The following is a 24,031-nucleotide window of genomic DNA, read 5'->3' on the forward strand; positions in this document are numbered from 1 at the left end:
TCAAGCAATTCAAGAGACGTGACATTGGTCGTATCAATCAGACAAGCCTAAGGGTGAGCGAGGCTGGGTGAAACCGGCTCAGGTGGCAGCGCGGAGATACTGGTAGAGGGTTTCGCGACTGATCCCCAGGTCACGGGCGATGACGGCCTTGCGCTCGCCGTCATCAACACGGCGGTGCAGCTCGGCGACCATTTCGTCGGAGAGGGAACGTTTCCGCCCGCGATAAGCACCGCGTTGTCTGGCGACCGCAATGCCTTCGCGCTGCCGCTCCCGGATCAGGGCGCGCTCGAATTCGGCGAACGCACCCATGACCGAGAGCATCAGGTTGGCCATCGGGGAATCCTCGCCCGAGAAGGCCAGGCTTTCCTTCACGAACTCGATCCGGACGCCTCTTTTGGTGAGGGACTGAACCAGTTTGCGCAGATCGTCGAGATTACGCGCCAATCGATCCATGCTGTGGACCACGACGGTGTCACCCTCGCGGGCGAAGGCGAGCATGGCATCGAGTTCGGGGCGGTTGATGTCCTTGCCCGATGCCTTGTCGGTGAAAATCCGGTCGAGCGACTGCCCGTCCAACTGGCGATCGACATTCTGATCGAATGTGCTCACCCGGACGTAACCGATCCTCTGGCCTTTCATCGCCGCCTCCGGTCAAAATGTCAGGTTGAATTCTATGACACGGCGGAACATGCGTCAATAAATGCTTGCCATAACCCTATCCTGACAGAAACCGCCGCTGCATCCTGACGTCCGGTTAGGCTATACTCCAAGCTGACATCACAAAATCAAATCCCTCAAAGATGGCGTCAATTGCCTTGATGGGGTAAAAACTGGAGTGCTTCCAGGATGGGACATTCGGCAACGTCATCTCCAGTGCATCTGGCTAACGTGGTCGCCAGCGTCACCTCTATCTTCTGCAAATCTGCAATGCGGCGGCGGACATCTTCAAGGTGGAGTTCGGTTCTCGCCATAACCTCCGCGCAGGTTTGTGCACCGGTATCGGTGAGCGACAACAATGACCGTATCTCATCCATTGCATAGCCAAGGTCGCGCGCGCGCAGGATGAACTGCAACCTTTGCACCAGTTCCGGCGAATAGACGCGGTAGCCGTTGGAACTGCGAGGCGGCCCCGGCAGCAATCCCACCTTCTCGTAATAGCGGATGGTTTCGAGATTGCAGCCTGTTTTCCGGGCAAGCTGGGCACGCAAGATGCCGACCTGTTGCTCCATGAAAATACCTCTTGAGTCTGTAGTGGCTACAGAGCCTACACTGCGAATCACTCAGTTGGAACAAGGGATTCAAGCCATGGTCTCAACGCCGGAAGCGGGACAGCCAGCCCTCACCGAAAACCACGAGCCGAAGCAGGCAAACTGGGTTGCGGCGGGCGCATTGATCGGCGCGGGGCTCGCCTCGGCTTGCTGCGTCGTCCCGCTACTGTTGGTTATGCTCGGAATTTCCGGCGCGTGGATCGCCAACCTGACGGCGCTCGAACCTTACAAGCCCTATGTCGCAGGCGTAACGCTCGCGCTGCTCGGCTACGGCTTCTGGCATGTCTATTTCAAGCCGAAACCGCCCTGTGAAGACGGTTCCTACTGCGCTCGTCCACAATCGGCTTGGACCACCAAGGCGGTGCTGTGGCTGGGCCTTGCCGTCGCCATCCTGGCGCTCACCATCGACTGGTGGGCACCCTGGTTCTATTGAAAGGAAATACCCATGAAAAAGACAGTATGTATCGCTATGGCCGTGCTGGCTATGGCTGGCGGCGGGGTCGCCTATGCAGTTAGTGGCACGGCGCAAGATCGCCCCGCGGCTACCGCAACCGCTCAGAAGCAAACCACCTTTGCCATAGAGAACATGACCTGCGCCACCTGCCCGATCACCGTGAAGAAGGCGATGGAAGGCGTCGCCGGGGTAACGGCGGTCACGGTCGATTTCGCAGCCAAGACCGCGCGCGCAACCTATAACCCGCGCCGCACCAATGCTGCTGCGATTGCCGCTGCATCAACCAACGCGGGTTATCCGGCGCGCGCTATTCAAAACTGAGCGGGGCGCCGCCAGCGCCTCAAGAAAGCGATAAGCAATGAACGACTGTTGCAACCGCCCCGGGCAGGAAGGATTTGACGTGGCCGTCATCGGCGCGGGTTCTGCCGGGTTCTCCGCCGCGATCGCCGCTGCCGATCTGGGCGCGAAAGTGGCGCTCGTCGGTCACGGCACGATTGGCGGCACCTGTGTCAATGTTGGCTGCGTTCCTTCCAAGACGCTGATCCGCGCCGCCGAAGCGGTGCATGGTGGGCTTGCCGCCGCGCGCTTTCCCGGCCTTGGGGGCGCTGTCCAGATGGATGACTGGTCCGTATTGGCGGCGTCGAAGGACGATCTTGTCACGACGCTGCGCCAAAAAAAATATGTCGATCTGCTGCCCGCCTATGACGGTGTGAGCTATATCGAGGGCAAGGCACGCTTTGCCGATGGTGCGCTGATTGTCGGCGATGCGCCCATGAAGGTCGGCAAGGTCATATTGGTGATGGGTGCGCACGCCGCCGTGCCGCCGATTCCGGGGATGGACAGCGTGCCCTACCTAACCAGCACATCGGCGCTGGCGCTGGATCGCTTGCCCAAATCGCTGCTGGTGATCGGTGGCGGGGTGATCGGGGTAGAACTGGGACAGATGTTTTCGCGTCTGGGCGTTGATGTCACCATCTGCTGCCGAAGCCGCCTGCTCCCCGAAATGGACCCGGAAGTGAGTGCCGCGCTGAAAAACTATTTGGAAGCCGAGGGCGTGCGGGTTTGCGCAGGTGTCGGCTATCAGCGTATCGCCCAAACACAGAGCGGGGTCGAATTGACCTGCGAGGGGCATTGTGACACCGTCGCGGCGGAACAGGTGCTCATCGCCACCGGACGCCGACCCAATAGCGACGGGCTTGGGCTGGAGGAGCGCGGCATAGTGCTTGCCCGTAATGGTGGAATCGTCGTCGATGACCACCTCGAAACGTCGGTTCCAGGCATTTACGCGGCGGGCGATGTAACGGGACGGGACCAGTTCGTCTACATGGCCGCCTATGGCGCAAAACTGGCCGCGCGCAACGCGGTGACGGGCAACCAATACCGCTACGACAATTCCTCCATGCCATCCGTCGTCTTCACCGACCCGCAAGTCGCCAGCGCCGGCCTCACTGAAACGACAGCACGGGCGCAAGGCCTGGACATCAAGGTTTCGCTGCTCCCGCTCGATGCTGTGCCAAGGGCACTGGCAGCACGCGATACGCGGGGTCTCATCAAACTGATTGCCGACAAGGCGAACGACCGTTTGCTGGGCGGCCAGATCATGGCACCCGAAGGCGCGGATTCGATCCAGACACTGGTGCTGGCGATCAAACACGGCATGACCACCCTGGAATTGGGTGCAACGATATTTCCTTACCTGACCACTGTGGAAGGCCTCAAACTGGCGGCCCAAACGTTTGATAAGGATGTCGCCAAACTGTCTTGCTGCGCCGGGTGATTGCTCGGGGATCAACCGGCAACGAATGGCCTCCCTCCAGTGCAAGCCGCTTTGGTGTCAATTTTGTTATTCGCCTCAGCGGGAGAGAAAAATGGCACGACGCCGACTTCTGACCGGAGACGAGCGCCGGCGCCTGTTCGATCCTCCTGTCCAAGAAACCGCGATCATTGGGCATTATACCCTTTCTGCGGAAGATGTTGAATTGGTTGGGCGCCGCTATGGTCCAGCAAATCGCCTCGGTCTGGCTGCACAAATCGCTTTGATGCGACATCCCGGCTTTGGTCTGCAACCCGAGATCGGGCTTCCCGACGTCATTCTTCAGTACCTCGCGGCACAGTTATTCGTCGATCCTTCCTCCTTCTCTGCATATGGTCAGCGCGCGCAAACCCGTACCGATCATGCCGATCTCGTGGCGCGTTATCTTGGCATACGCCCGTTTCGACGCGGCGACCTGGCACTTGCCCTGAATCTTGCCGCGCAAGCCGCCGAGTATACAGACAGAGGTGAACCGATTGTTCGCGCCCTCATGGTTGGCCTGAAGGGTGAGCGGTTCATTCTTCCGTCAGGCGACACACTGGAACGCGCCGGTCTTGCTGGCCGGGCACGCGCACGCAAAGCTGCCGCAGCCGCAATCGTCGAAGGCCTCAGCTCTGCTGAACTGACACGGCTAGACGAACTCGTAATCAACAACCCGGATTTCGGCATGACACCGCTGGCGTGGTTGCGTAATTTCGAAGAAGCCCCGACTGCGGCCAATATCAATGGCTTGCTTGAGCGCCTGCGCTATGTTCGCGGCATAGGTATCCACCCGGTAGTTGGGGGCGCCATTCCGGAATTCCGCTTTGCCCAATTTGTCCGCGAGGGCGGCGTGGCACCGGCATTCCTGCTTTCGGATTACAGCGTCAATCGCAGGCGGGCGACGTTGACGGCCGCAGTGATCGACCTTGAGGCCAGACTTGCCGATGCCGCGATCCAAATGTTTGACCGACTTATCGGCGGCATGTTCACGCGCGCGCGGCGTGGGCGCGAGCGTCGCTACCAAGATAGTATTCAGTCGGTGGGGCAACTCATGCGGCTGTTTGGCGCCACGATTACAGCACTTGATGAGGCTGTCCAGAATGGCGGCGATCCGCTCGAATTGATTGACGAAGCGGTGGGCTGGCACCGGCTTGTTGCGGCAAAGGCCCAAGTAGATGCCCTTGCTGATCTTGCCGGCGAGGACGCACTGGTAACGGCAACCGAGCGTTACGCCACGCTACGGCGTTTCAGCCCGGCATTTCTGGACGCCTTCACCTTCAAGGCGTCTGGAACAGGGACGGCACTGATCAAAGCCATCGATGTCATTCGCGATGCGAACACACGAAAGTCGCGCGACCTTCCCGATGGCGTTCCACTGCCATTCCCCAATCGGCAGTGGAAGCGTCTCATCACCGAAAGCGGCCGTATCGACCGCCGACGTTATGAAATTGCGATCATGGCAACCTTGCGTGATCGTTTGCGCGCCGGTGATGTATGGATCGAGGGAACCCGCAACTATCAGCGCTTCGATGCCTATTTGCTGGGTCGGCGCGACGCCGCCAAAGTGGCGGATGTGCTTCCGTTCGATTCAAATGCTGCATCCTACCTCGCTGACCGGGCACGAAATCTTGACTGGCGGCTGCGCCGATTTGCCAAGCAGTTGAAAACAAACAAGCTTGAGGGAGTGTCGCTCGAACGAGACCGGCTCAAGCTTCAGCAAATGCCGCCTGTCACCCCACCGGAAGCTGAAGCCCTCGATCGCAAGCTCGATACCCTGCTTCCCCGCGTGCGCATCACCGAGCTGCTGCTTGAAGTCGCCGAACGCACTGGTTTTTTGAACGCATTCCGTGACCTGCGCTCAGGCAAGGAGCACGACAACCCCAGCACGGTACTCGCCGCAATTCTGGCTGATGGCACCAACCTCGGGCTGGAGCGGATGGCCAATGCCAGCGAAGGCGTCAGCTATGCCCAACTCGCATGGACCCACAACTGGTATCTTTCACCCGAGAACTATCAGGCCGCGCTGGCCATGATCATCTCAGCCCATCACGAATTACCCTTCGCGCGGCATTGGGGCGCTGGCACCAGTTCGTCGTCCGATGGCCAGTTCTTCCGGTCGGGGCGGAGCCGTTCAGGGGCGGCGGACGTCAATGCCAAATATGGCGCCGAACCTGGCGTGAAAATCTATTCTCACCTTTCCGATCACTTCGCATCATTCGGATCACGGATCATGTCCGCGACGGCAGGTGAAGCGCCTTACGTGCTCGACGGGCTTGTCCTGGGCGCCGGCAACCTTCCGTTGCATGAGCACTATACCGATACCGGCGGCGCCACCGATCATGTTTTCGCACTCTGCCACCTACTCGGGTTCCGCTTCGCGCCACGGCTGCGCGATATTGGCGACCGCAAGCTGGGTTCGATCGCTGCGCCATCGACATACAAGGGCATCGAAAATCTGATGGGCCGCACCATCAAAACGGCAGCGATCGAGGCCGATTGGGATGACATCGTCAGGATTGTCGCCTCAATCAAGGATGGCACGGTGGCGCCGTCAGTAATCTTGCGAAAACTTGCCGCCTACAAACGCCAGAACAGGCTGGATTTTGCATTGGCTGAACTGGGCCGTATCGAGCGCACTTTGTTCACGCTCGATTGGCTTGAACAACCGGAACTGCGACGTGCCTGTCAGGCCGGTCTCAACAAAGGCGAGGCGAGGCACACGCTTGCCGCCGCCATCTATACCAACCGGCAGGGTCGGTTCACCGATCGCTCGCTGGAAAATCAGGAATTTCGCGCATCTGGGCTGAACCTGCTGATTGCGGCGATTTCCTACTGGAACACGGTCTATCTCGACCGGGCCGCCCAGCACCTCAACGCTGTCGGCACGACGTTCGATGCGGCACTGCTTGCGCACCTTTCTCCGATGGGCTGGGCGCACATCAGTCTGACCGGCGATTACCTCTGGGAGCAGGCCAGGCGACTTCCAGCAGGTGAATTCCACCCACTCAACGAGCCAATGGCGCGGTTGAAGCGTGTAGCGTAGCCCATGTTCCGCTTATGTCCGAGAAATCGTTGTCTGGCGAACAAACCTTGAGGTGACGCCTTGCTCGGCTACAGGTTCGCCCCCCGTATCCGCGATCTCCCTCAGAAAAGACTCTATGCCTTCACGCCCAACGCGACGCCGGCCAATGTGCGAGCGCTGGTCGGAGGTAAGATCAATGAACCGCTCATCGAGCGCAACTGGCCCGACATCCTGCGCATCATGGCGACGATCGCAGCGGGGATCGTCGCCCCCAGCCAGATTCTTCGCAAGCTCGCCTCTTACCCGCGCCAGAATGAGCTGGCCCTCGCATTGCGAGAGGTGGGCCGCATCGAGCGAACCCTGTTCATGATCGACTGGATTCTTGATGCCGGCCTCCAGCGCCAGGCTCAGATCGGCCTCAACAAGGGTGAGGCCCACCACGCCCTAAAGCGCGCCATCAGCTTCCACCGCCGAGGTGAAATCCGGGATCGATCCGGCGAAGGCCAGCACTATCGCATCGCCGGAATGAACCTGCTCGCCGCCATCATCATATTCTGGAACACCATGAAGCTCGGCGAGGTCGTCAATACCCGGGCCGCCAGCGGTACCCATATCGCGCCTGATCTACTCGCCCACGTCTCGCCGTTGGGATAGGAACACATCAATCTAACCGGGGAATATCGCTGGCCCAAATCCTTAGCGTAGGATTCCGCCCCCTCCCGCAAACGCCCCCTACGATTGAGAAGCGCGGCGGAATCTCTTAGATTGATCGCTGGAGGCTTTGTTCGCGGAGACGCGCACATTGCCTTCTTTTCGTTTTAGGAAGCGCTGCCCTAAGCGACAGAAGCCAGAGCTTTGACAATGCGGCATTCCGCGATGGAGCCGACCATGTATCTTGATCCTATCGGTGCAGACACGCGATGATGGCGGTCACGACGGCGGTGGTTTCCGCGACGTCGCGCACCCTCACTGTGTCGAGGCCGATTTCAGCAGCGGGATAGTCATTCCCACCGGGGAATATCGCATCCCCAATGAACAGCATCCCGTCGAGCGGGACACCGCTCTCGGCACTCAGGCGCTTCAGGCCATAGCCCTTGTCGATCCCTGCTCTGGTCACGTCGATCGATGTCGTGCCACCGAGATTGATCGAGAGCTCCGGCAGCTTCGCGCGCAACGTGGCCTGCAACGCGGTCCTCTTCTTTCGGTCAGGATCCCACGCTTCCTTTTCCTTCAGCGGCGCTGCCTGCCCCAGGCCCGAAAAGGTGATCTGGCTGCCCCGGTCCTCGATCCGTTCGCCCCAGATACGTTCGTCGGCGAGACCGGCATCGGTCAGCGCCTGATCGAAGGCCGTGCGGATCTTCGCCTTCTCCGCGTCGTCGAACAGTTCGGCATAGACCGCGCGCCAAGCGCCATTGATGAACCGATAGAGTTTCGTGCCTGTGGTCGGCATCAACCAGAGACGGTCGAGCGCGACGCCGGCAGGAAGGCGCGAGGCGATCTGCTTTTCGAACTGCGGCCAGTCCCCGCCCGAGATCACCGCCACATCCGTGATGGCGAGCAATCGGGCGAGGATTGCGGCCATATCCTCCGATAACGGCCGCTTGCTCTCGGCAAGCGTGCCGTCGAGGTCGAAGGCGATCAGCCACTTCATGCCGCCTTCCCTGCCGGATCGCGGTAGGCGAGCAGCCTGAGCGCATTGATGACGACGAGCAGCGTCGATCCCTCATGAACCGCCACCGCTGGCCCAATGCCGAGGCCGAGGATGGTAGCAGGCACCAGGAAGGCGACGACACCCAGGCTGACGAAGACGTTCTGCCGGATGATTCCACGGGTATGGCGGCTAAGACCGACTGCGAATGGCAGGTGCGCCAGATCGTCGGCCATCAGCGCCACGTCGGCTGTCTCCAGCGCAACGTCCGACCCCGCCGCGCCCATCGCGATGCCGACCGTGGCGCTTGCCATCGCCGGCGCATCGTTCACGCCGTCGCCCACCATCGCGACCTTGTCTTCGCCGGCGAGCTTCTTGATCGCGGCAACCTTGTCTTCGGGCATGAGGTCGCCCCACGCTTCGTCGATCCCGACTTCGTCGGCGATCGCTTCGGCGACTTTCTGGTGATCGCCGGAGATCATTATCATCCGCGACACGCCCATCTCGTGCAGCCGACGCAACGCGGTCTTGGCAGCTTCGCGAGGCGTGTCCATCAGGCCGATCGCGCCCAGGTCGCGGTCCCCCTTGCGGACCACCATTGTCGTGCGGCCGTTCTCGCGCAGCTTCGCGATTGCGTCCTGCGCGCCCTGCCCCAGCGCCGGAATGCCCTCACTTCCGAACATCTCGGCCTTGCCGATCCACACCGTCTCGCCATCCACGCTCGCGGTGACGCCCCGACCGGTCAGGCTCTTGAGGTCGCCGGCAGTCGGCACGGCACGATCGTTCAGACGTTCGCGGCCGTCCTTGACGATCGCTTGGGCCAGGGGATGGTCGCTCAACGCTTCGACGGCGACAGCCAGCGCCAGCAACTCGCCTTCATCGGCGCCATCGACGGGCACGACATCAGTGATGCGCGGACGACCTTCGGTCAGCGTGCCCGTCTTGTCGAAAGCGATCGCTTTGAGCGACCCGAGGTTTTCGAGCGGTGCACCGCCCTTCACGAGCACGCCGCCCCGCGCTGCACGGGCAACGCCCGACAGGACCGCGCTCGGCGTTGCGATCGCGAGCGCGCACGGGCTTGCCGCCACCAGCACCGCCATCGCGCGATAGAAGCTGTCGCGGAACGGCTCGTCGACGACCACCCATGCGAACAGCAGGAGCACTGACAGGACCAGGACGGCGGGCACGAAGATCCGTTCGAACCGGTCGGTGAAGCGCTGCGTCGGCGACTTCTGCGTCTCCGCTTCGCTCACCATCTTCACGACCTTGGCAAGCGCGCTTTCATTGGAACGGCGTGTCACCTCGATCTCGATCGCGCCGCCGCCGTTGATCGTACCAGCAAAAACCCGGCTTTCCGCGTCGACTGCATCGGGCTTGGCGCGTGCCGCTGCGGCATCTGCGACCGGCACCTTGTCGACCGGGATGCTTTCACCCGTGACCGGGGCCTGGTTGATCGCGCTGGTGCCCTTGATGACGAAGCCGTCGGCAGGCAGGCGCTCGTTCGGGCGGACGATGGCAATGTCCCCGACGACCATCTGCTCGACCGGGATTTCGCTGGTCTGCCCGCCGCGTCGCACGGTCGCGGTTTCGGGCGCGAGCTTCGCCAGCGCCTCGATCGCCTTCTTGGCGCGGCCCATTGCATAATGCTCAAGCGCATGGCCGAGGCTGAACAGGAACAGCAGCAGCGCACCTTCGGCCCATGCGCCCAGCGCAGCGGCGCCGGCCGCAGCGACCAACATCAGCGTGTCGATCTCGAACTTCTTCATCCGGAGGTTGTCGATCGCCTCGCGCAGCGTGAAGAATCCGCCGAAGAAATAGGCTGCGATATAGCAGGCGGTCGGCAGCCATTCGGGCGCGCCAGCGACCAGCCTCTCGATCGCGTAGCCGATCCCCAGCAGCGCGCCACAGGCGAGCGCGAAGATCAGCTCGGTATTGGGGCCGAGAAATTCGGCGTGGCTATGGTCGTGGCCATCGCCGGGGCCGTGCTTCTCTTCGCCCGCGCCGTGGCCCCCGGGGCCGTGGTCGTGGCCGGCATGTTCATCGGCAGCGACCCGCTTGCCCACCCTCACCTTCAGCTTGCGAAGCGCAGCGCGCACCTCCTCTTCGGTGGTTTCGCGGCGATCATATTCGACCCGGACAGACCCGCTGGTGCTGGCGCTTGCCTGGACCACGCCGGGCAAGGCGCACAGCGCATCGCTGACCGTGCGCGCCCGACGTTCGTGGTTGATCCCCGTCACCTGCCAGATCGCATGGCCGTAGCGCTCGGTGATTTCGGCACCTGCGGCGCGCACCATTTCGCGCAACCGTGGCAGCGGCAGCTTGGCGGCATCGAAATGGATGCACAGCGCCGCTGGCGTGTTGCCGTCGAGACAGATCACATGCGCCCGCTCGACACCTTCGCGCTTTGACAGGGTTGATACGAGACGGTCCAGGCAGGCATCGGCCGCGTCAGGAAGGTCCGGCAACAACACTGGAATGTCGAGTTCGAGCTTGTCGTTCATGACGACCTCCTTTCGCTTTTCTTGGTTTCGGCGCGCGCGTCGCGCAGGATTTCGACACCGCCCTTGATGGCGATGATGGCGGTGGCGAAGCCGACCAGCAGGTCCGGCCAATTGGTACCCAACCACAGCACCAGCACGCCGGCGATCAGGATGCCGCCGTTGGAAATGAAGTCGTTGAAGCTGAAGGTGGTTGCGGCCCGGAGATTGACGTCCGGATCCTTGAGGCGCTGGAGCAGCCGCAGGCAGAGGTAATTCACGACGCCGGCGATCGCGGACATGACCATCATGGTAGGTCCGATGGGCTCGCTGCCCTGCACGTAGCGCCGTCCGACATCGATCAAGATGCCGCCCGCGAAGATCAGCAGCATGACGCCCGAAGCGACCGCGGCGCGTGTCTTCCATGTCTGGCCCCGGGTGAGCGCCACAAGGCTCAGCGCATACACAGCCGTATCGGACAGGTTGTCGACGCCGTTGGCGATCAGCGCGCTCGAGTCCGCGAAGAAGCCGGAAACGAAGAAGCCCGCAGCGATCGCCGCGTTCAGCAGCAGGACGATCCACAGTGTGCGGCGCTCCTGCCCGCCATTGTTGTCGTTGCCCGGGATCATCCCATCATCTCCTCAAGTGTCAGCAGGGCCAGGAAGCCGACGAAAAACATCGAGCTGATGAGCGGGGTGTCGGGTTTCTCGTGCGCCTCGACCAGCAACTCCTCCGTGACGAGGTAGAGCAGCGCCATCAGCCCGAAGCTGAGGAAGCCGGCGATCATCACCGGCGACAGCGCGGCGACCGGCACGGCAGCGAGCGCGCCGATCGGCAGCAGCAGGGCCAATGCCGAGACGATCACGATGATGCGCAAGCGCGAGCGATAGGTTTCCGCCAGCTCGTCGGTCAGCGTCAGTCCCAGAAATAACACTTCCAGAGTGAGCGCGATCGTCAGCAGGAGACCTGCCTTCTCGCCCGCCACGAAAGCGAGGCCGAGCACCAGGCCGTCCACCAGAATGTCGATGCCGATCGCGGCGAGTAGCGCCATCGGCCCCTTGAAGCGGGCCTCAAGAGCCTTGAGCCCCAGCATGGTCGCGACGCCCGCCGCCCCGCCGATCAACGTCGCGCTGGGCGATGCCTCATGCTTGACCTGCGGCAGGATTTCGGTCGCTGCCGCCGCGAACACGACGCCGGCAGCGAGATGCTGTAGGCCCGCCACGAGGCCAGGTTTCAACTTGGTGCGGCTCGCGACAATCGCGCCGAGCACGACCGCCAGCACAGGCGCAAGCGTATAGAGCAGTGCCTGCATTTCCTAGGACTCCTCCGGGGTTCGGTGGCAGACGCGGATCTTCCCGCGTCGCGTGAACGCGATCGATCCGCCCGCCACGACAGCCCGCGAATGGTCGCCGCGAAACTCGTCACCGGTTCGCTGCGCGCGCAGGATCTCGGTCCTGCCCTTCGGCAGCCAGGTGACGGCCATTTTCAAGCCGTCATCGATGAAGTCGACATCGGCGCGTGTGCCGTCGTCGCAGTACATGATGCGCTGCGCGATTAGTTTCGACGTCAGATGCTTTTCATGCGCCGGCTCGGTAGGCTGGGTCGGCGCTGGATTACACGCCCCTATAACCGCCCCGGAGACGAGAACGACGCCGAGGCGCGCGATCGCCAGACCGGCCCGATTCAGGCCGCACAAGGTTGTCACATTTGAAATCGACGTGTCAGACATCGGTCTCTTCCGACGAAGCGCCCTGTGGCGTTCGAAGGCAGGGCAGTTCATCGCGTGCCTTCCCGCTCGCAGATCCGGGTACGGCCATCGCCTTCCACGATGGTGAGCTGCGACCCCTTGAAGGTCGCGGTGGCTGTTTCGCCGACATATTGCAGGCCCTGCGCTGGCGCGGTCAGCATCATCGGCGGTCCCCCGTTGGAGCGCCGCAAATCGATCTGCAGGCCGTTGTCCTTGTAATCGACGAACAGCGGTTCCCCGTCGGAACAGCGATATCTATGCCGCCCCATTTCCCCGGTCGCCACGGCGCTGTCGGACGAATGGATCTGCTGCTCCGTTGGCGGGGCTGGCGGCTTTCTTTCCGAGCACGCCGCGAGCCCGACAACGAGGATGACGGCGGGCAGCACCCGCTTACAGTGCATCATCATCGCGCCTTCCTCCTGTAGCGGAAGGGGACGCGCTGACGATTGATAGCCCGGGCAGGCTGACCTACCCGCCAGCGGAGATAGGTTGCGAGGCGATCGTCAGATTCGACCATCAGGGATCGCAGGCGGCGCAACATCATCGCCGCGAACGGCAGGGAGAGCGCCCCGCGCAGCGTGCAGCTATGCGTTAGCCTGGTGCCGCCATCGTCCCCCGCCAGCTCGTACCGCTCTTCGAGCGTGAACAGATAGGGGATGCCGCAGGACCAAGCGAAGGCGTGCGGTTTATCGAATCGATCAATCCGTGCTGGCGTCCGAATTGGCCGGGTGATGCCCTGGATCGCAAAGGTGCATTCTGTGTCGCCGAGCCGGGACGGATCATCGAGAAATACGAGCGGACTCCACGCCCGGCGATGATCCGGATCGGTGAGTGCCGACCAGATGCGCAGTGGCCCGCCGTGAAGCATCGAGCTGGTTATGGTGCGAGGCATATCCCCATCTCCCAGAGATGGGCGGGGCGATCGCGGATCGCCCCGCCCATCCATCAGGCCAAGTTGTTCACGAAGGTCTGACCGTGGTCGTCCCCTTCATGCTCCTCATTGTAGTGCTCGGGTTTCTCGATCACTTTCTGCCCGAACCGGGCATAGAGTGTCGGCAGCACGAACAGCGTAAGAAGCGTCGCCGAGATCAGACCGCCGATGACGACCGTCGCCAAAGGCTTTTGAACCTCTGCGCCGGCGCCTTCGCCCAGCGCCATCGGCACGAAGCCGAGGCTGGCGACTAGCGCGGTCATGATGACGGGTCGCAGACGCTGCATCGCGCCAACATGCGCGGCTTCCTCGCGGCTCATCCCTGATCGGATCAGATCTTGGATCGAGCTGACCATGACGAGGCCGTTGAGGACCGCGATGCCCGAGAGGGCGATGAAGCCCACTGCCGCCGAGATCGAGAAGTCCATGCCCCGCAGGAACAGCAACAGGACGCCGCCCACCAGCGCGAAAGGCACGCCGGTGAACACGATCGCGGCGTCGCGGACCGATCCCAACGCCCCGTAGAGGAGCAGCAGGATCAAGATGAAGCAAGCCGGAATGACCAGCTTCAGCCGTTCGCTTGCCGATTGGAGGTTCTCGAACTGGCCGCCCCATTCGAGATAGGTGCCGGCAGGCAGCCGGAGTTGGCTGCCGATCGCCGCCTGCGCATCCGCCACGACGGATCCGACGTCGCGGCCACGCACGTTGGCTTGCACCACCACGCGCCGCTTGCCGTTCTCGCGGCTGATCTGGTTCGGACCATCGACCACCTTGATCTCGGCGACGCTGGACAGCGGTACATAGCCGCCGCCTGCCACCGGCACCTGCACCTGTTGGAGCAGGCCGATGTCGGCACGCTGCGCCTCCGACAGGCGGATCACCACGGGGAAGCGACGGTCGCCCTCGAAGATCTGGCCCGATGTTCGCCCGCCGATCGTCGCAGTCACGGTGTCCTGCACATCCTGAGCCGTAACGCCCAACCGCGCCATCGCGTCGCGGTTGACGCGAATGTCGAGCATGGGAAGACCGGTCGTCTGCTCCACCTTCACGTCCGCTGCGCCTTGCGTTCTGCGCAGCACCGCCGCGATTTGCTCGGCCGTCCGGTTCATCTGGTTGAAGTCGTCCCCGAACACCTTCACCGCGATGTCGCCGCGCACGCCGGCGATCAGCTCGTTGAAGCGCATCTGGATGGGCTGGGTGATCTCGTAGGCATTTCCCGGAATCTTCGCGAGATTACCCTCGATCCGGCTGACCAGCTCCTCCTTGGGAAGCTCAGGATCCGGCCAATCCTTGCGCGGCTTCAGGATGACGAACATGTCGGTCGCGTTCGGCGGCATCGGGTCGGCCGCCAGCTCGGCGGTGCCCGTCTTGGAATAGACGAATTGCACCTCCGGCTGCTTCGACATCATCCGCTCGATCGGCACCTGCATCGCCTGGCTCTGCTGGACCGACGTTGCCGGAATGCGGAGCGACTGGATCAGCAAATCGCCTTCGTCGAGCTGCGGCAGGAACACCGAGCCGAGCGTAGTGAAAGCAAGCGCCGCCACCACAAGGCTTCCCACACCCGCACCGATCGTCAGCGTCGGGCGCTTCATGGCCCGGTCGAGACCGGGTTCGTAGCGCTTCTTCAGCCACGTGATGATGCGGCCGTCCTTCTCCTCGACCTTCTTCGACAGCCAGATCGCAATCATCGCCGGCACGAAGGTGAGAGAGAGGATGAAGGCGAAGGCGAGCGCGATGATGACGGTCAGCGCCATCGGTCCGAACGTTTTACCCTCCACGCCGGTCAGCGTGAGCAGCGGTACGTAGACGAGGATGATGATTGCCTGCCCGTACACAGAGGGACGGATCATCTCACGCGCAGCGGCTGCCACGGTCGCGAGCCGTTCCTTGACGCTGAGCAATCGGCCTTCATGATGCTGTTGCTCGGCAAGCCGGCGCAGCGCGTTTTCGACAATGATGACGGCGCCGTCGACGATCAGACCGAAGTCCAAAGCCCCAAGGCTCATCAGATTGGCCGAGACCCCAGCGCGCAGCATACCAAAGCCTGTCAGCATCATGGTGATCGGGATGACCAACGCCGCGATCAGGGCCGCACGGAAGTTGCCGAGCAGCAGGAAGAGCACGACGATGACCAGCACCGCGCCTTCGGACAGGTTTTTCGCGACCGTCTTGATCGTCGAATTGACCAGCTCGGTGCGGTTCAGCACCGGCTGAATTACGACGTCAGGAGGCAGCGAAGCGTTGATCGTCTTCAGTTTCTCAGCGACCGCGGTCGACACGATGCGGCTGTTCTCGCCGATCCGCATGATCGCCGTGCCGACGACGACTTCGGTACCGTTCTCCGATGCCGAACCCATGCGGATCGCCTGACCCGTCTTCACAGTCGCAACTTGTTCGACCGTGATCGGCACGCCGTTACGTGTCGCGATCACGGTCCTGGCCAACTCGCTGGCATTGCGAACGAGCGCATCCGAGCGAACAGCCAGACCTTCGCCATTGCGATTGACGAAGCCACCGCCGACGCTGGTGTTATTGCGCTCCAGCGCATTTCCCAGGTCCGTCAGCGTGATGCCGAGCGAGGCCAGCTTCTGCACGTCGGGCACGACGAGGAACTGCTTGGCGTAACCGCCAATCGAGTCGACACCGGCGAGGCCCGGTGTGGTCTTCAGAAGCGGCGTCACGATCCAGTCCTGCGCGGTGCGCAGGTAGGTCGCCTTGTCCTCTTCGGTCGTCAGTCGCTCGCCCTCTGGCGTGATGTAGCTGCCATCGGGCTGTTGGCCCGGTTCACCGGGCTTGTGCTTGTCGTCCTCGCGATGATCGAGACGAACGGTGTACATGTACACCTCGCCCAGGCCTGTCGCGATCGGACCCATTTCAGGGTTCACGCCGTCGGGCAGATTCTCTTGCACGCCCCGCAGACGCTCGCCCACCTGCTGGCGGGCGAAATAGATGTCCGTCGCGTCCGAAAAGACCGCCGTGATCTGCGCGAAGCCGTTGCGGCTCAACGAGCGCGTATATTCCAGGCCGGGGGTGCCGGCGAGCGCGGTTTCGATTGGAAACGACACCTGCTTCTCGACCAGCTCGGGCGAGAGGGCAGGCGCGCGGACGTTGATCTGGACCTGATTGTTGGTGATGTCCGGCACCGCGTCGATCGGTAGCCGGTAGAGGGAAAAGGCGCCGATGGCGGCGACGATGACGGTGAGGAGCAGGACTAGCCAGCGCTTCTCGACCGCCCAGGTTACGATACGGGCGATCATGGCTTAATCCTCGTGGCTCGCTTCGCCCTTGCCGATCTCGGCCTTGAGCGTGAAACTTCCGGTGGTGGCGATCTGTTCGTTGCCGGTCAGGCCCGACCGGACGATCACCGTGTCGCCCGACGCATCGCCGAGCTGGACCGGGGTCGCCTTGAAGCCGGTGGGCGTGCGCACGAACACGACCGACTTGCCCTCGAAACTCTGGACCGCCGTCGTCGGCACGCGGACCGCCCCGCTCCCGCCGCTGCCCGTGAGCTGCACGGCTGCCGTCACAGGCTCGCCGACCCGCCATTCGCCACCGCGATTGTCGAGGGTGGCGAGCGCAGGCACGAGCCGCGTCTGCGGATCAAGCGCCGGCGACACGAAGGTCACGCGGGCGGTCGCCTGACGGCCTGCCGCCTTCACCAGCACCGTATTGCCGGGACGCACCCGGCCCGCATCCTCGGGCTTGAGATTAAGCGCGATCGACACCTGGCTCAGGTTGGCGATGCGATAGAGTTCGGCATCCGCCGCGACCGTTTGTCCCAGCGTCACGGGGCGCGCAATGATCTGGCCCGAGATCGGCGCGGCAATGCCGAGCCGGTTGAGCCCGCCGCCGCCGACACCCGCCGCCGAAACCATGCTCTGCGCCTGCGTCAGGGCGATCCGCGCCTCCGTCGCCGCTGTGCGGGCGGCGATCAGATCCTGTTCAGGGGAGACTCTCTGCGCGAACAGCCGCTGTTCGCGCGCGAGGTTCGAATTAGCGAGCTGAAGCCGCGCCCGCGCCGCCTCGACCTCGCCCTTGATCTGCGCCGCCTCGCGGCTTTCGATGACCGCAATGGTCTGGCCGCGTCCGACCGATTGGCCGAGGTTACGGGTGAGCGCGACCACGCGTCCCGCAATTGCGGCCGAGACGACCTGCGTTCCCTGTGGGTCGCCCTCGATGATCGCGGGCAGCTCGATCGTCCCGGCCCCGCCGATGATCGGCCGTCCGACCTGGACGCCCGCTGTGGCGATCTGGTCGGCACCCAATGTGACGACGCCTTCACCGGCATGACCGCCTTCAGCACCGCCCTTTTCCGTGCCCGCTGCCGTCTCATTGGCAGCTGCGCCTTCGGCAGTTGCCTCGTTTCCGCCATCCTTGCCGCCGCAGGCAGCCAAGAGCAGGGCGAGCGACGCCGCGCCCGCGAGATAAAAGCTCTTCATCACTGATTCCCCCCATTGGGCGCACGAGCGGTCAGTCGCTCCACTTGCGCGCGGGCATTCTGGTAATTGGCAAGCGCGTCGATCGCGGCGACCCGCGTTTCGGCGAGCGTGCGTTCAGCATCGAGCAATTCGAGCTGGCCGAACTTGCCCTCGCGATAGCCGATCCGCGCGATGCGGGCGGCCTCCTGTGCAGCCGCCAGCGCCGGCCCCGACGCCGCACGAGCCGTCGTTGCGGCATTGGCCGCCTGCGCCTGCGCGTCCGTGATCGCCTGTTCGATGTCGAGCGCGGTCACGCGGCGCTGCGCATCCGCCTGGGTCCGCTGCGCGGTCGCCTGCGCAATCGCGGCGCGACCATTGTTGAACACCGGGATCGGGATCGACACGCTGAACACCGCCGCCATGTCGTTGGTCGCTTCCAGGCGGCGGATCGACGGCCCGACGTTCAGGTCAGGCACGCGATTGGCGCGCGCGAGCCGCACGCCGGCTTCGGCAATGGAGAAATCCGCGTTGGCTGCCGCCAGCGCGAGTGTGCCGGTCGTGTTGACCGGTGCCAACGGCCCATAGACGTTCACACCGGGAAGGCGATCGAGCAGCGTGTCATCGAGCAGGCCGTCGATCGGCCGTCCGATCCGACGCGCCAGATTGGCGCGGGCCGCCTCGGCCAAGCGAAGCTGCCGCTCCACATTGGCGTCGGCATTGATACGCGCGACATCCGCGCGCTGTTGCTCGAGTGGCGATGCCCGCCCTGCCTGCACGCGAACGCTCGCGGCCCGCAGCGCATCGCTGGCGATCCGGGCCTGATCGCGGGCTGTCATTACCCGGCGATCGGCCGCGACCGCTTCGACATAGAGCTGCGTTACCTGAAGCCGGACATCCGCCGCGATGATCGCGGCCTGGATCTCGGCCCGGGACAATTGCGCATTGGCGACCGCGACGCGGGCGCCGCGCTTGCCGCCTAGCTCGATCGGGATCGCAAAGCCGACCGTGGTTTCCGCGCTGCGGACCCCCCGATACGGCCCGGAGCCGATGACATTCTCGACTTGGCCTTGAACCACCGGATTGGGCCGCAAGCCGGCGACTGTGCGACCTGCACGGGCCGCGTCGATTCCAGCTGTCGCCGCTTCCGCAGCAGGGGCCGAACCGCCCGCTGCACTGACCGCTTGGTCAAGCGTGTAGACCGGCGCATCCTGCGCAACAGGCGCGGACGGTCCGACCTGCGCCTGCGCCATCGTGGCGCAAGACGCTGCGGCCAGCATGGCCGCGAGGATACGATTCATGAAAATAGGACTCCTGACGATGATCGACAGGGGCGCGCCAACGCACGCCCAAATCGGACGTCAGGCTTGGGGGGGCCTCAAATGGACCATGCCGGTGCGGCCGTCGAGCGACGCAGAGGCGGAGATTGTCGGCTTGGGCACTGTGAGGACGGGGGTATATTCCATCGTCGTGCGCGCAGGCGCGCCGACGTCGTGTCCGTGACAATAATTGTGATGATGCGGGACATTCTTGTCCGAGTCCGATGGCACCTGATCGATGTCACCGGCGGTATGGACCGTGAACTCAACGCCCGCGATGCTTCCCCCCGCCAGATCGGCGGCATGGGCCATGCCGGAGAAGCTGGTCAGGACCAGCATCAGGCATGTCAGGAAAGGCAAAAAGGCTCGCACTAGCTTGCCTCTATCACGGAAGGGTTTTCATGTCATTGCACTAATTCGAACCAAGGGTCACTGAGCCGGAACCCGAGCGGGATCGGTCGCGCCCGTTCCAGGCGAACCCGACCGCAATGGCGACCGCCATCAGGAGTTGCGCCAGCACCGATTGCCAAGTGGGAAACACGCCGAGCATCGACAGCCGTGGCACGTCCGCGAGCGGTGCGATGTTGATAAGGCCGGCTTCCTGGAGCGCGGCGACGCCTTTACCCGCCAGCACGACGGTCAGGACCGCCATGAGCCAGGAGCTATAGCGGAAGAACTGCGCGATCGGCAGCTTGCGACTGTAGCGAAGCATGGCCCAAGCGATCAGGCTGAGCAGTCCAATCGCCGACCCGGCCCCCGCGAGAAGCATCCCGTTGTCACCTTGCGCCGAAAGCGCGGCATAGAACAGGATCGTCTCGAAGACCTCGCGATAAACTACGACGAACGCCAGCCCGAACAGGAACCAGCCCGACCCGCCCGAGAGCGCCCGCGACATCTTCTCGCGAATATAGCGCTGCCACTGATCGGCCTGCGCCTTGCCGTGCATCCAAATCCCGACCGAGAGCAGCACGACCGCGGCGAACAGCGAGCCAAACCCTTCCGTCAGCTCCCGGCTCGCACCGCTGATCCCGATCGCATAGGTGGCGACCGCCCAGGTGATCCCGCCCGCGATGATCGCGCTGACCCAGCCGCCATGCACGTACCGCAGCGCCTCGCCGCGCTCGGCTTTACGCAGGAACGCGATCATGGCGACAACGATGAGCAGGGCTTCGAGCCCTTCACGCAGCAGGATCGTGAACGCGCCCAGGAACGTGGACGCTTCGGTGGCGGCATCAGGCGCGAGCGCCGCTTCCGCATCGTCGAAAAGGCCGCCCAGTACTGCGACCTTCTCCGCGAGATCATCGGGCGACGCGCCCCGGTCGATCGAGGCGCGGAACTCCCCCATCGCGCCCTCGATTCGACCCATCAGCGTCGCGTCGCGCGCGGTGAGTGTTGGCTCGATCGGCTCGAACCCATCGAGATAGGCCGACAGCGCCAGCTCTTTCGCCATGCGCGCATCGCCGCGCCGCGCAGCCGCCACGCTTTCGGCGAGTTTGGCGCGGGCGACCGCGAGCGAGCCGGGAGCCTGTTGTATCACCTGTTCGGGATGACGACGCAGGAACGCGAGCACTGGGTCAGCCTTGGCGTCGCCGATCGCCGCGCCGAGCGCGGCCGGGGTGAGCGCGACCAGGGTTTTCAGGTCCGGAATGCGCCGGCGAAGGGTCGGGTCGGATTTCCAAAGCCGCTCGCCTTCGCGCGCCTGCGCATCCGTGAAGGCGAAGCTCCCGGCTCGGAATGCTAACGCCCAGCGCTGATCGTTGGGCAGATCGGCGAAGCTCTGCATCGCGGTCCCGTCGATGCCTTGCGTCACCACCTGATAGAGCGCGAACACGCTGCGCTGGCGCGCGCGCTCGGCATCGGTGAAAGCAATCGGGGGCGTAGCGAGCTTGGCGGCGTCAGGGCCACGGCCGTTGCCCGTCATCCCGTGGCAGGACGCGCAGGATTGTCGGAACAGGGCATCGCTGGAGACGAGGTTCGGAGCCTTATCGGGCGCGAGCGGCACCGGGTAGGCGCGCAACAGATCGGCCGCGAGCCCGTGCGCCAATGTTGCCACCTGTTCAGTCGGTCCCTTTTCCGCGATCACCGCCTGGAGGTTGGCAGCCCGCTGGATGAGGGCTTGACGCTCCGGCTTCGCCGGCAGGCCCTGAAGCCGTGTCGAGACCGACGCGGCGAACTCCGTCATCTCGGCATATTCCGACGTGCTCTTGATCCGACCGTTGGCGACCGCGCCGCCATAATCGACGGCCATATAGTCGAGCAGCCGCCATGCGGTTTGCACGTCGCCGGGTTCGGCGATTGCCGCAGCAGGGATCAGCAGCGCCGCGAGCGCGGAGAGCAGCCGCAACGAGAGCATTGCCCGGATCAACGCGAGCAGACGCACTACCGCTCTCCCAATTCGCGCCGAGCGCCAGTGACGATTTCATAAGCGGAGTGGAGGAACAGGAGGGCGATGAGGCCGGCGACGGCGAGGTCCGGCCAGGCGCTTCCTGTCCACGCCACCAGACCGGCCGCGGCGATCACCGCCACGTTGGCGAGCGCGTCGTTGCGGCTGAACAGCCAGATCGCGCGAACATTGGCGTCCCCTTCCCGGAAACGCGCAAGCACCAAGGCGGACACGACATTGATCGCGAGCGCGACAACGCCGATTGTGCCCATCAGTTCGGCATCGGGCGCGGTTGCGTTCAGGGCGCGCCAAATCGCGAAACCGATTACGCCCACGCCAAGCGCACCGAGAAACAACCCCTGCGTCAGCGCGACCTTTGCCCTCGCCCGTGCGGACCAGGCAAGCGCGAGAAGACCGATAAGGCTGATCGACCCGTCCCCGAGAAAATCGAGGGAATCCGCTTTCAGCGCTTGGCTATCGGCGATGAACCCGCCGAACAGCTCGGCGACTCCGAAGCCGAGGTTGAGCACCACGACGGTCAGCAGCGCACGGCGATAGGCCGGATCGGTTTGCGCGCGCGCGGGCTCCCCGTGGCACCCGCAGCTTTCGGTAGAAGCATTCATGCGGCCTTCCTTACCACCTCCAGTCGCTGTAGAAGCAAGCGAAATGTGCGACACGTTCGCATAAGCAAGGATGGCATGATGAAGCCGGTGATGATTGGGCAGCTCGCCAGCGAGACCTCGACGAAGGTGACGACGATCCGCTTTTATGAGTCGATCGGGTTGCTCCGATCCGCCCCTCGCACGGCGTCGGGTCGCAGAACCTACGATGCCAGTGACATTGAGCGTTTGCACTTCATCCGCAACGGTCGCCGGCTTGGCTTCTCCGTCGACGAGATCCGTTCGTTGATGGGGCTGGCGCAGAACCCGGACCAGGATTGTGGTGCCGCCTCAGCTATCGCTGCTCAGCACCTCAAGGATGTGGAGGAGAGACTGGCGCAACTCGCGGTGTTGCGGGATGAGTTGGCAATGCTCAGCCAGAGCTGCACCAAGGCGCGCATGGCCGATTGTCGGATCATGAAGGCGATCGGCAAAGGCCACCCTCAAGCCGATCAATAATAATCGGCCAGCCTGAGCTCGCGCACATCACCCGAGGCCATCGTCAGCTTTACGAGGGTGCCAGCAGGCCGGGAGCGCACTTGCCAGAGCTCCCCACGCGTATAGTTCGCATCGATCGAATGGCCGTTCACCGCCACGATCCGGTCGCCGACCGCCCAGCCAGCCTTTTCCGCGGGACTGTTCGCCGCCACATGAACAACGGTGAGCGCCGTTGGTGAGGCTGCGAGGCCAAGGCCGCTACGGTCCTTCAGCATCGGCAGGCGACGACGAGGACCGAGTGGCCGGAGCCACACGAATCCGGCGGTCACGTCGAACACCACGTCGAATTGAGCGATCAGCGGTAGGCCGACATTGCCAACCGTGCTGGTGGAGAGCCAAGCTCTCATCCCGAGTGTGGGGACGTTCGAGACGCCAAGCCCTTCGATGTTGATGTTCTGGATCGTGAAAGCATCGTTGATACGCACACCATCGACGCCGCCGATCGCCGCGGTCGAGACGAGCTTCCCGTTCAACAGCCCTTGATCGCGGGCATAGGCCGACGAGAGCATCAGCGCGGCCGAGCTGCCAAGATCGATCATCAAGGGCACGGGAGGCAAACCCGAGACGGAAGCTCGAATGAACAGCTCCTGCTTGGCACCGCGCCCGAGCGCGACAGCGCGCCAGTCGGGACCGGCGAGAAACGTGCCTGACTTGACGACCGCCATACGCCTTTTCGCGAAATCGAGCGCGATGCAGCTACCCGTGAACATATCGGCACCAAGGAGGATATCGATCGGTCGTCCGAAGGCCGCCGACACTGAACTCAGATCACCAACGACGGCAAAGGGTAAGCGACGGGTTTCGCGGGCGAGCTGTACGTCGATGTCGCGGACCAGCAGCACCGGGGCCTTGGCGCTCAGCCCGCTAATCATGCGCCGCTCACCATCGTTCAAGCCGAGCTTCGCCGCGAGCGCCGTGCTCATGATCGACGCGCCGCTGCCACTGTCGAGCACCGCCCGCACCGGCACTCCGCGCACTTGTGCCGAAACAAGGAGGGTATCACCCGTGCCGACTTCCAGCGGCTCCCATTCGAGGTGAGCCGCACCGAAGTTCCACGAGCCCGCAGACCGGGAAGTCTGTCGCGCGAGCGTTGGAGAACCGAGCACCAAGCCGGTTCCACAGGCCACCAGCCGCGCCACTAATGAGCGTCGAGACATACCGATTGCTTCAACACGGGCCGTCAAAAAGCCACCTCCAGCCCCCCCGTCCGCAGGAGAGCAAATTGCGGTTACATGCTCCAGCCACTGGAGGAGCAAGTGCTTTTGGTGCGCCCGAAAATCCTCAGAAGCGCTTGGAGAACTTTAGATGAAGGATGGTGCAGACCGCTTAGATGCCTTCCCGATAACGAACGGTTCCGGGGGACGCTGGGCCGATCGGGACCGCGAACGGTGTAAACGCTCGCGCTAAGTGGC

General features: G+C 63.5%; 21 protein-coding genes and 1 pseudogene. 6 read left to right on the top strand and 16 right to left on the bottom strand.

Annotated elements, in window-relative coordinates; translation table 11 throughout:
• Positions 1-78: 78 nt before the first annotated feature.
• Together GGR44_RS13880 and GGR44_RS13885 are read right to left on the bottom strand one after the other, a co-directional pair.
• The gene (locus GGR44_RS13880; RefSeq protein WP_017184234.1) at positions 79-639 is read right to left on the bottom strand and encodes a recombinase family protein; all 561 of its coding nucleotides are present in this window, start codon (positions 637-639) and stop codon (positions 79-81) included.
• Positions 640-806: 167 nt separating this feature from the next.
• The gene (locus GGR44_RS13885) at positions 807-1,229 is read right to left on the bottom strand and encodes a MerR family transcriptional regulator (RefSeq protein ID WP_014072603.1); all 423 of its coding nucleotides are present in this window, start codon (positions 1,227-1,229) and stop codon (positions 807-809) included.
• A 76-nt stretch (positions 1,230-1,305) separates the two neighbouring features.
• Here GGR44_RS13885 and GGR44_RS13890 point away from each other — a divergent pair, with 76 nt between their 5' ends.
• From GGR44_RS13890 to GGR44_RS13910, 5 genes and pseudogenes are all read left to right on the top strand, one after another.
• Positions 1,306-1,701: a mercuric transporter MerT family protein gene (locus GGR44_RS13890; RefSeq protein ID WP_014072602.1), complete on the top strand. Its 396-nt coding sequence runs from the start codon at positions 1,306-1,308 to the stop codon at positions 1,699-1,701.
• 12 nt (positions 1,702-1,713) lie between these two features.
• Positions 1,714-2,043, top strand: coding sequence for a heavy-metal-associated domain-containing protein (locus tag GGR44_RS13895; protein ID WP_004213249.1), 330 nt, complete (start codon positions 1,714-1,716; stop codon positions 2,041-2,043).
• A gap of 79 nt (positions 2,044-2,122) precedes the next feature.
• Positions 2,123-3,499 (top strand): mercury(II) reductase, encoded by a 1,377-nt coding sequence (merA, locus tag GGR44_RS13900; RefSeq protein WP_037465822.1) that lies wholly within the window; start codon positions 2,123-2,125, stop codon positions 3,497-3,499.
• 91 nt (positions 3,500-3,590) lie between these two features.
• Complete coding sequence (locus tag GGR44_RS13905) at positions 3,591-6,560, top strand: Tn3 family transposase (protein WP_014072601.1); 2,970 nt, start codon at positions 3,591-3,593, stop codon at positions 6,558-6,560.
• A gap of 57 nt (positions 6,561-6,617) precedes the next feature.
• Positions 6,618-7,193 (top strand): annotated as a pseudogene (locus tag GGR44_RS13910) (Tn3 family transposase); the annotation flags it as partial.
• A gap of 247 nt (positions 7,194-7,440) precedes the next feature.
• Here GGR44_RS13910 and GGR44_RS13915 read toward each other — a convergent pair.
• The 13 genes from GGR44_RS13915 to GGR44_RS13975 form a co-directional block, all read right to left on the bottom strand.
• Positions 7,441-8,190, bottom strand: coding sequence for an HAD-IIB family hydrolase (locus GGR44_RS13915; protein ID WP_004212890.1), 750 nt, complete (start codon positions 8,188-8,190; stop codon positions 7,441-7,443).
• Positions 8,187-10,688: a heavy metal translocating P-type ATPase gene (locus GGR44_RS13920; RefSeq protein WP_004212886.1), complete on the bottom strand. Its 2,502-nt coding sequence runs from the start codon at positions 10,686-10,688 to the stop codon at positions 8,187-8,189. Before GGR44_RS13920 ends, GGR44_RS13915 begins: the two co-directional genes overlap by 4 nt.
• Entirely contained in the window at positions 10,685-11,293 is a 609-nt protein-coding gene (locus GGR44_RS13925) for a cation efflux transmembrane domain-containing protein (RefSeq protein ID WP_004212885.1), read from the bottom strand. Before GGR44_RS13925 ends, GGR44_RS13920 begins: the two co-directional genes overlap by 4 nt.
• Entirely contained in the window at positions 11,290-11,976 is a 687-nt protein-coding gene (locus GGR44_RS13930) for a ZIP family metal transporter (protein WP_004212882.1), read from the bottom strand. Before GGR44_RS13930 ends, GGR44_RS13925 begins: the two co-directional genes overlap by 4 nt.
• Positions 11,977-11,979: 3 nt before the next feature.
• Positions 11,980-12,393 (bottom strand): hypothetical protein, encoded by a 414-nt coding sequence (locus GGR44_RS13935; protein WP_004212881.1) that lies wholly within the window; start codon positions 12,391-12,393, stop codon positions 11,980-11,982.
• A gap of 47 nt (positions 12,394-12,440) precedes the next feature.
• Complete coding sequence (locus GGR44_RS13940; protein ID WP_004212880.1) at positions 12,441-12,818, bottom strand: hypothetical protein; 378 nt, start codon at positions 12,816-12,818, stop codon at positions 12,441-12,443.
• A complete protein-coding gene (locus tag GGR44_RS13945; RefSeq protein WP_004212879.1) occupies positions 12,815-13,303 on the bottom strand; it encodes an SRPBCC domain-containing protein in 489 nt (162 codons plus the stop codon). The genes GGR44_RS13940 and GGR44_RS13945 overlap by 4 nt, the downstream gene beginning before the upstream one ends.
• Before the next feature lie 53 nt (positions 13,304-13,356).
• The gene (locus GGR44_RS13950; RefSeq protein ID WP_004212878.1) at positions 13,357-16,602 is read right to left on the bottom strand and encodes an efflux RND transporter permease subunit; all 3,246 of its coding nucleotides are present in this window, start codon (positions 16,600-16,602) and stop codon (positions 13,357-13,359) included.
• Between the two features lie 3 nt (positions 16,603-16,605).
• A complete protein-coding gene (locus GGR44_RS13955) occupies positions 16,606-17,784 on the bottom strand; it encodes an efflux RND transporter periplasmic adaptor subunit (RefSeq protein ID WP_004212877.1) in 1,179 nt (392 codons plus the stop codon).
• Positions 17,784-19,061: a TolC family protein gene (locus GGR44_RS13960; protein WP_004212875.1), complete on the bottom strand. Its 1,278-nt coding sequence runs from the start codon at positions 19,059-19,061 to the stop codon at positions 17,784-17,786. The genes GGR44_RS13955 and GGR44_RS13960 overlap by 1 nt, the downstream gene beginning before the upstream one ends.
• 60 nt (positions 19,062-19,121) lie before the next feature.
• Positions 19,122-19,418 (bottom strand): hypothetical protein, encoded by a 297-nt coding sequence (locus GGR44_RS13965; RefSeq protein WP_007406840.1) that lies wholly within the window; start codon positions 19,416-19,418, stop codon positions 19,122-19,124.
• A 73-nt stretch (positions 19,419-19,491) separates the two neighbouring features.
• Entirely contained in the window at positions 19,492-21,459 is a 1,968-nt protein-coding gene (locus tag GGR44_RS13970; RefSeq protein WP_004212871.1) for a cytochrome c/FTR1 family iron permease, read from the bottom strand.
• On the bottom strand, positions 21,459-22,085 hold the full coding sequence (locus tag GGR44_RS13975) for a cation efflux transmembrane domain-containing protein (protein ID WP_004212870.1): 627 nt from the start codon (positions 22,083-22,085) through the stop codon (positions 21,459-21,461). The genes GGR44_RS13970 and GGR44_RS13975 overlap by 1 nt, the downstream gene beginning before the upstream one ends.
• 78 nt (positions 22,086-22,163) lie before the next feature.
• On the opposite strand from GGR44_RS13975, the gene GGR44_RS13980 reads away from it, so the two are divergent.
• On the top strand, positions 22,164-22,580 hold the full coding sequence (locus GGR44_RS13980; RefSeq protein ID WP_004212867.1) for a MerR family transcriptional regulator: 417 nt from the start codon (positions 22,164-22,166) through the stop codon (positions 22,578-22,580).
• Here the strand turns inward: GGR44_RS13980 and GGR44_RS13985 are convergent.
• A complete protein-coding gene (locus GGR44_RS13985) occupies positions 22,574-23,776 on the bottom strand; it encodes an aspartyl protease family protein (RefSeq protein ID WP_013039112.1) in 1,203 nt (400 codons plus the stop codon). The genes GGR44_RS13980 and GGR44_RS13985 overlap by 7 nt on opposite strands.
• Positions 23,777-24,031: the final 255 nt, after the last annotated feature.

This window comes from Sphingobium fontiphilum (assembly GCF_014196635.1).
In the GTDB taxonomy this organism is placed as follows: Bacteria; Pseudomonadota; Alphaproteobacteria; order Sphingomonadales; family Sphingomonadaceae; genus Sphingobium; species Sphingobium fontiphilum.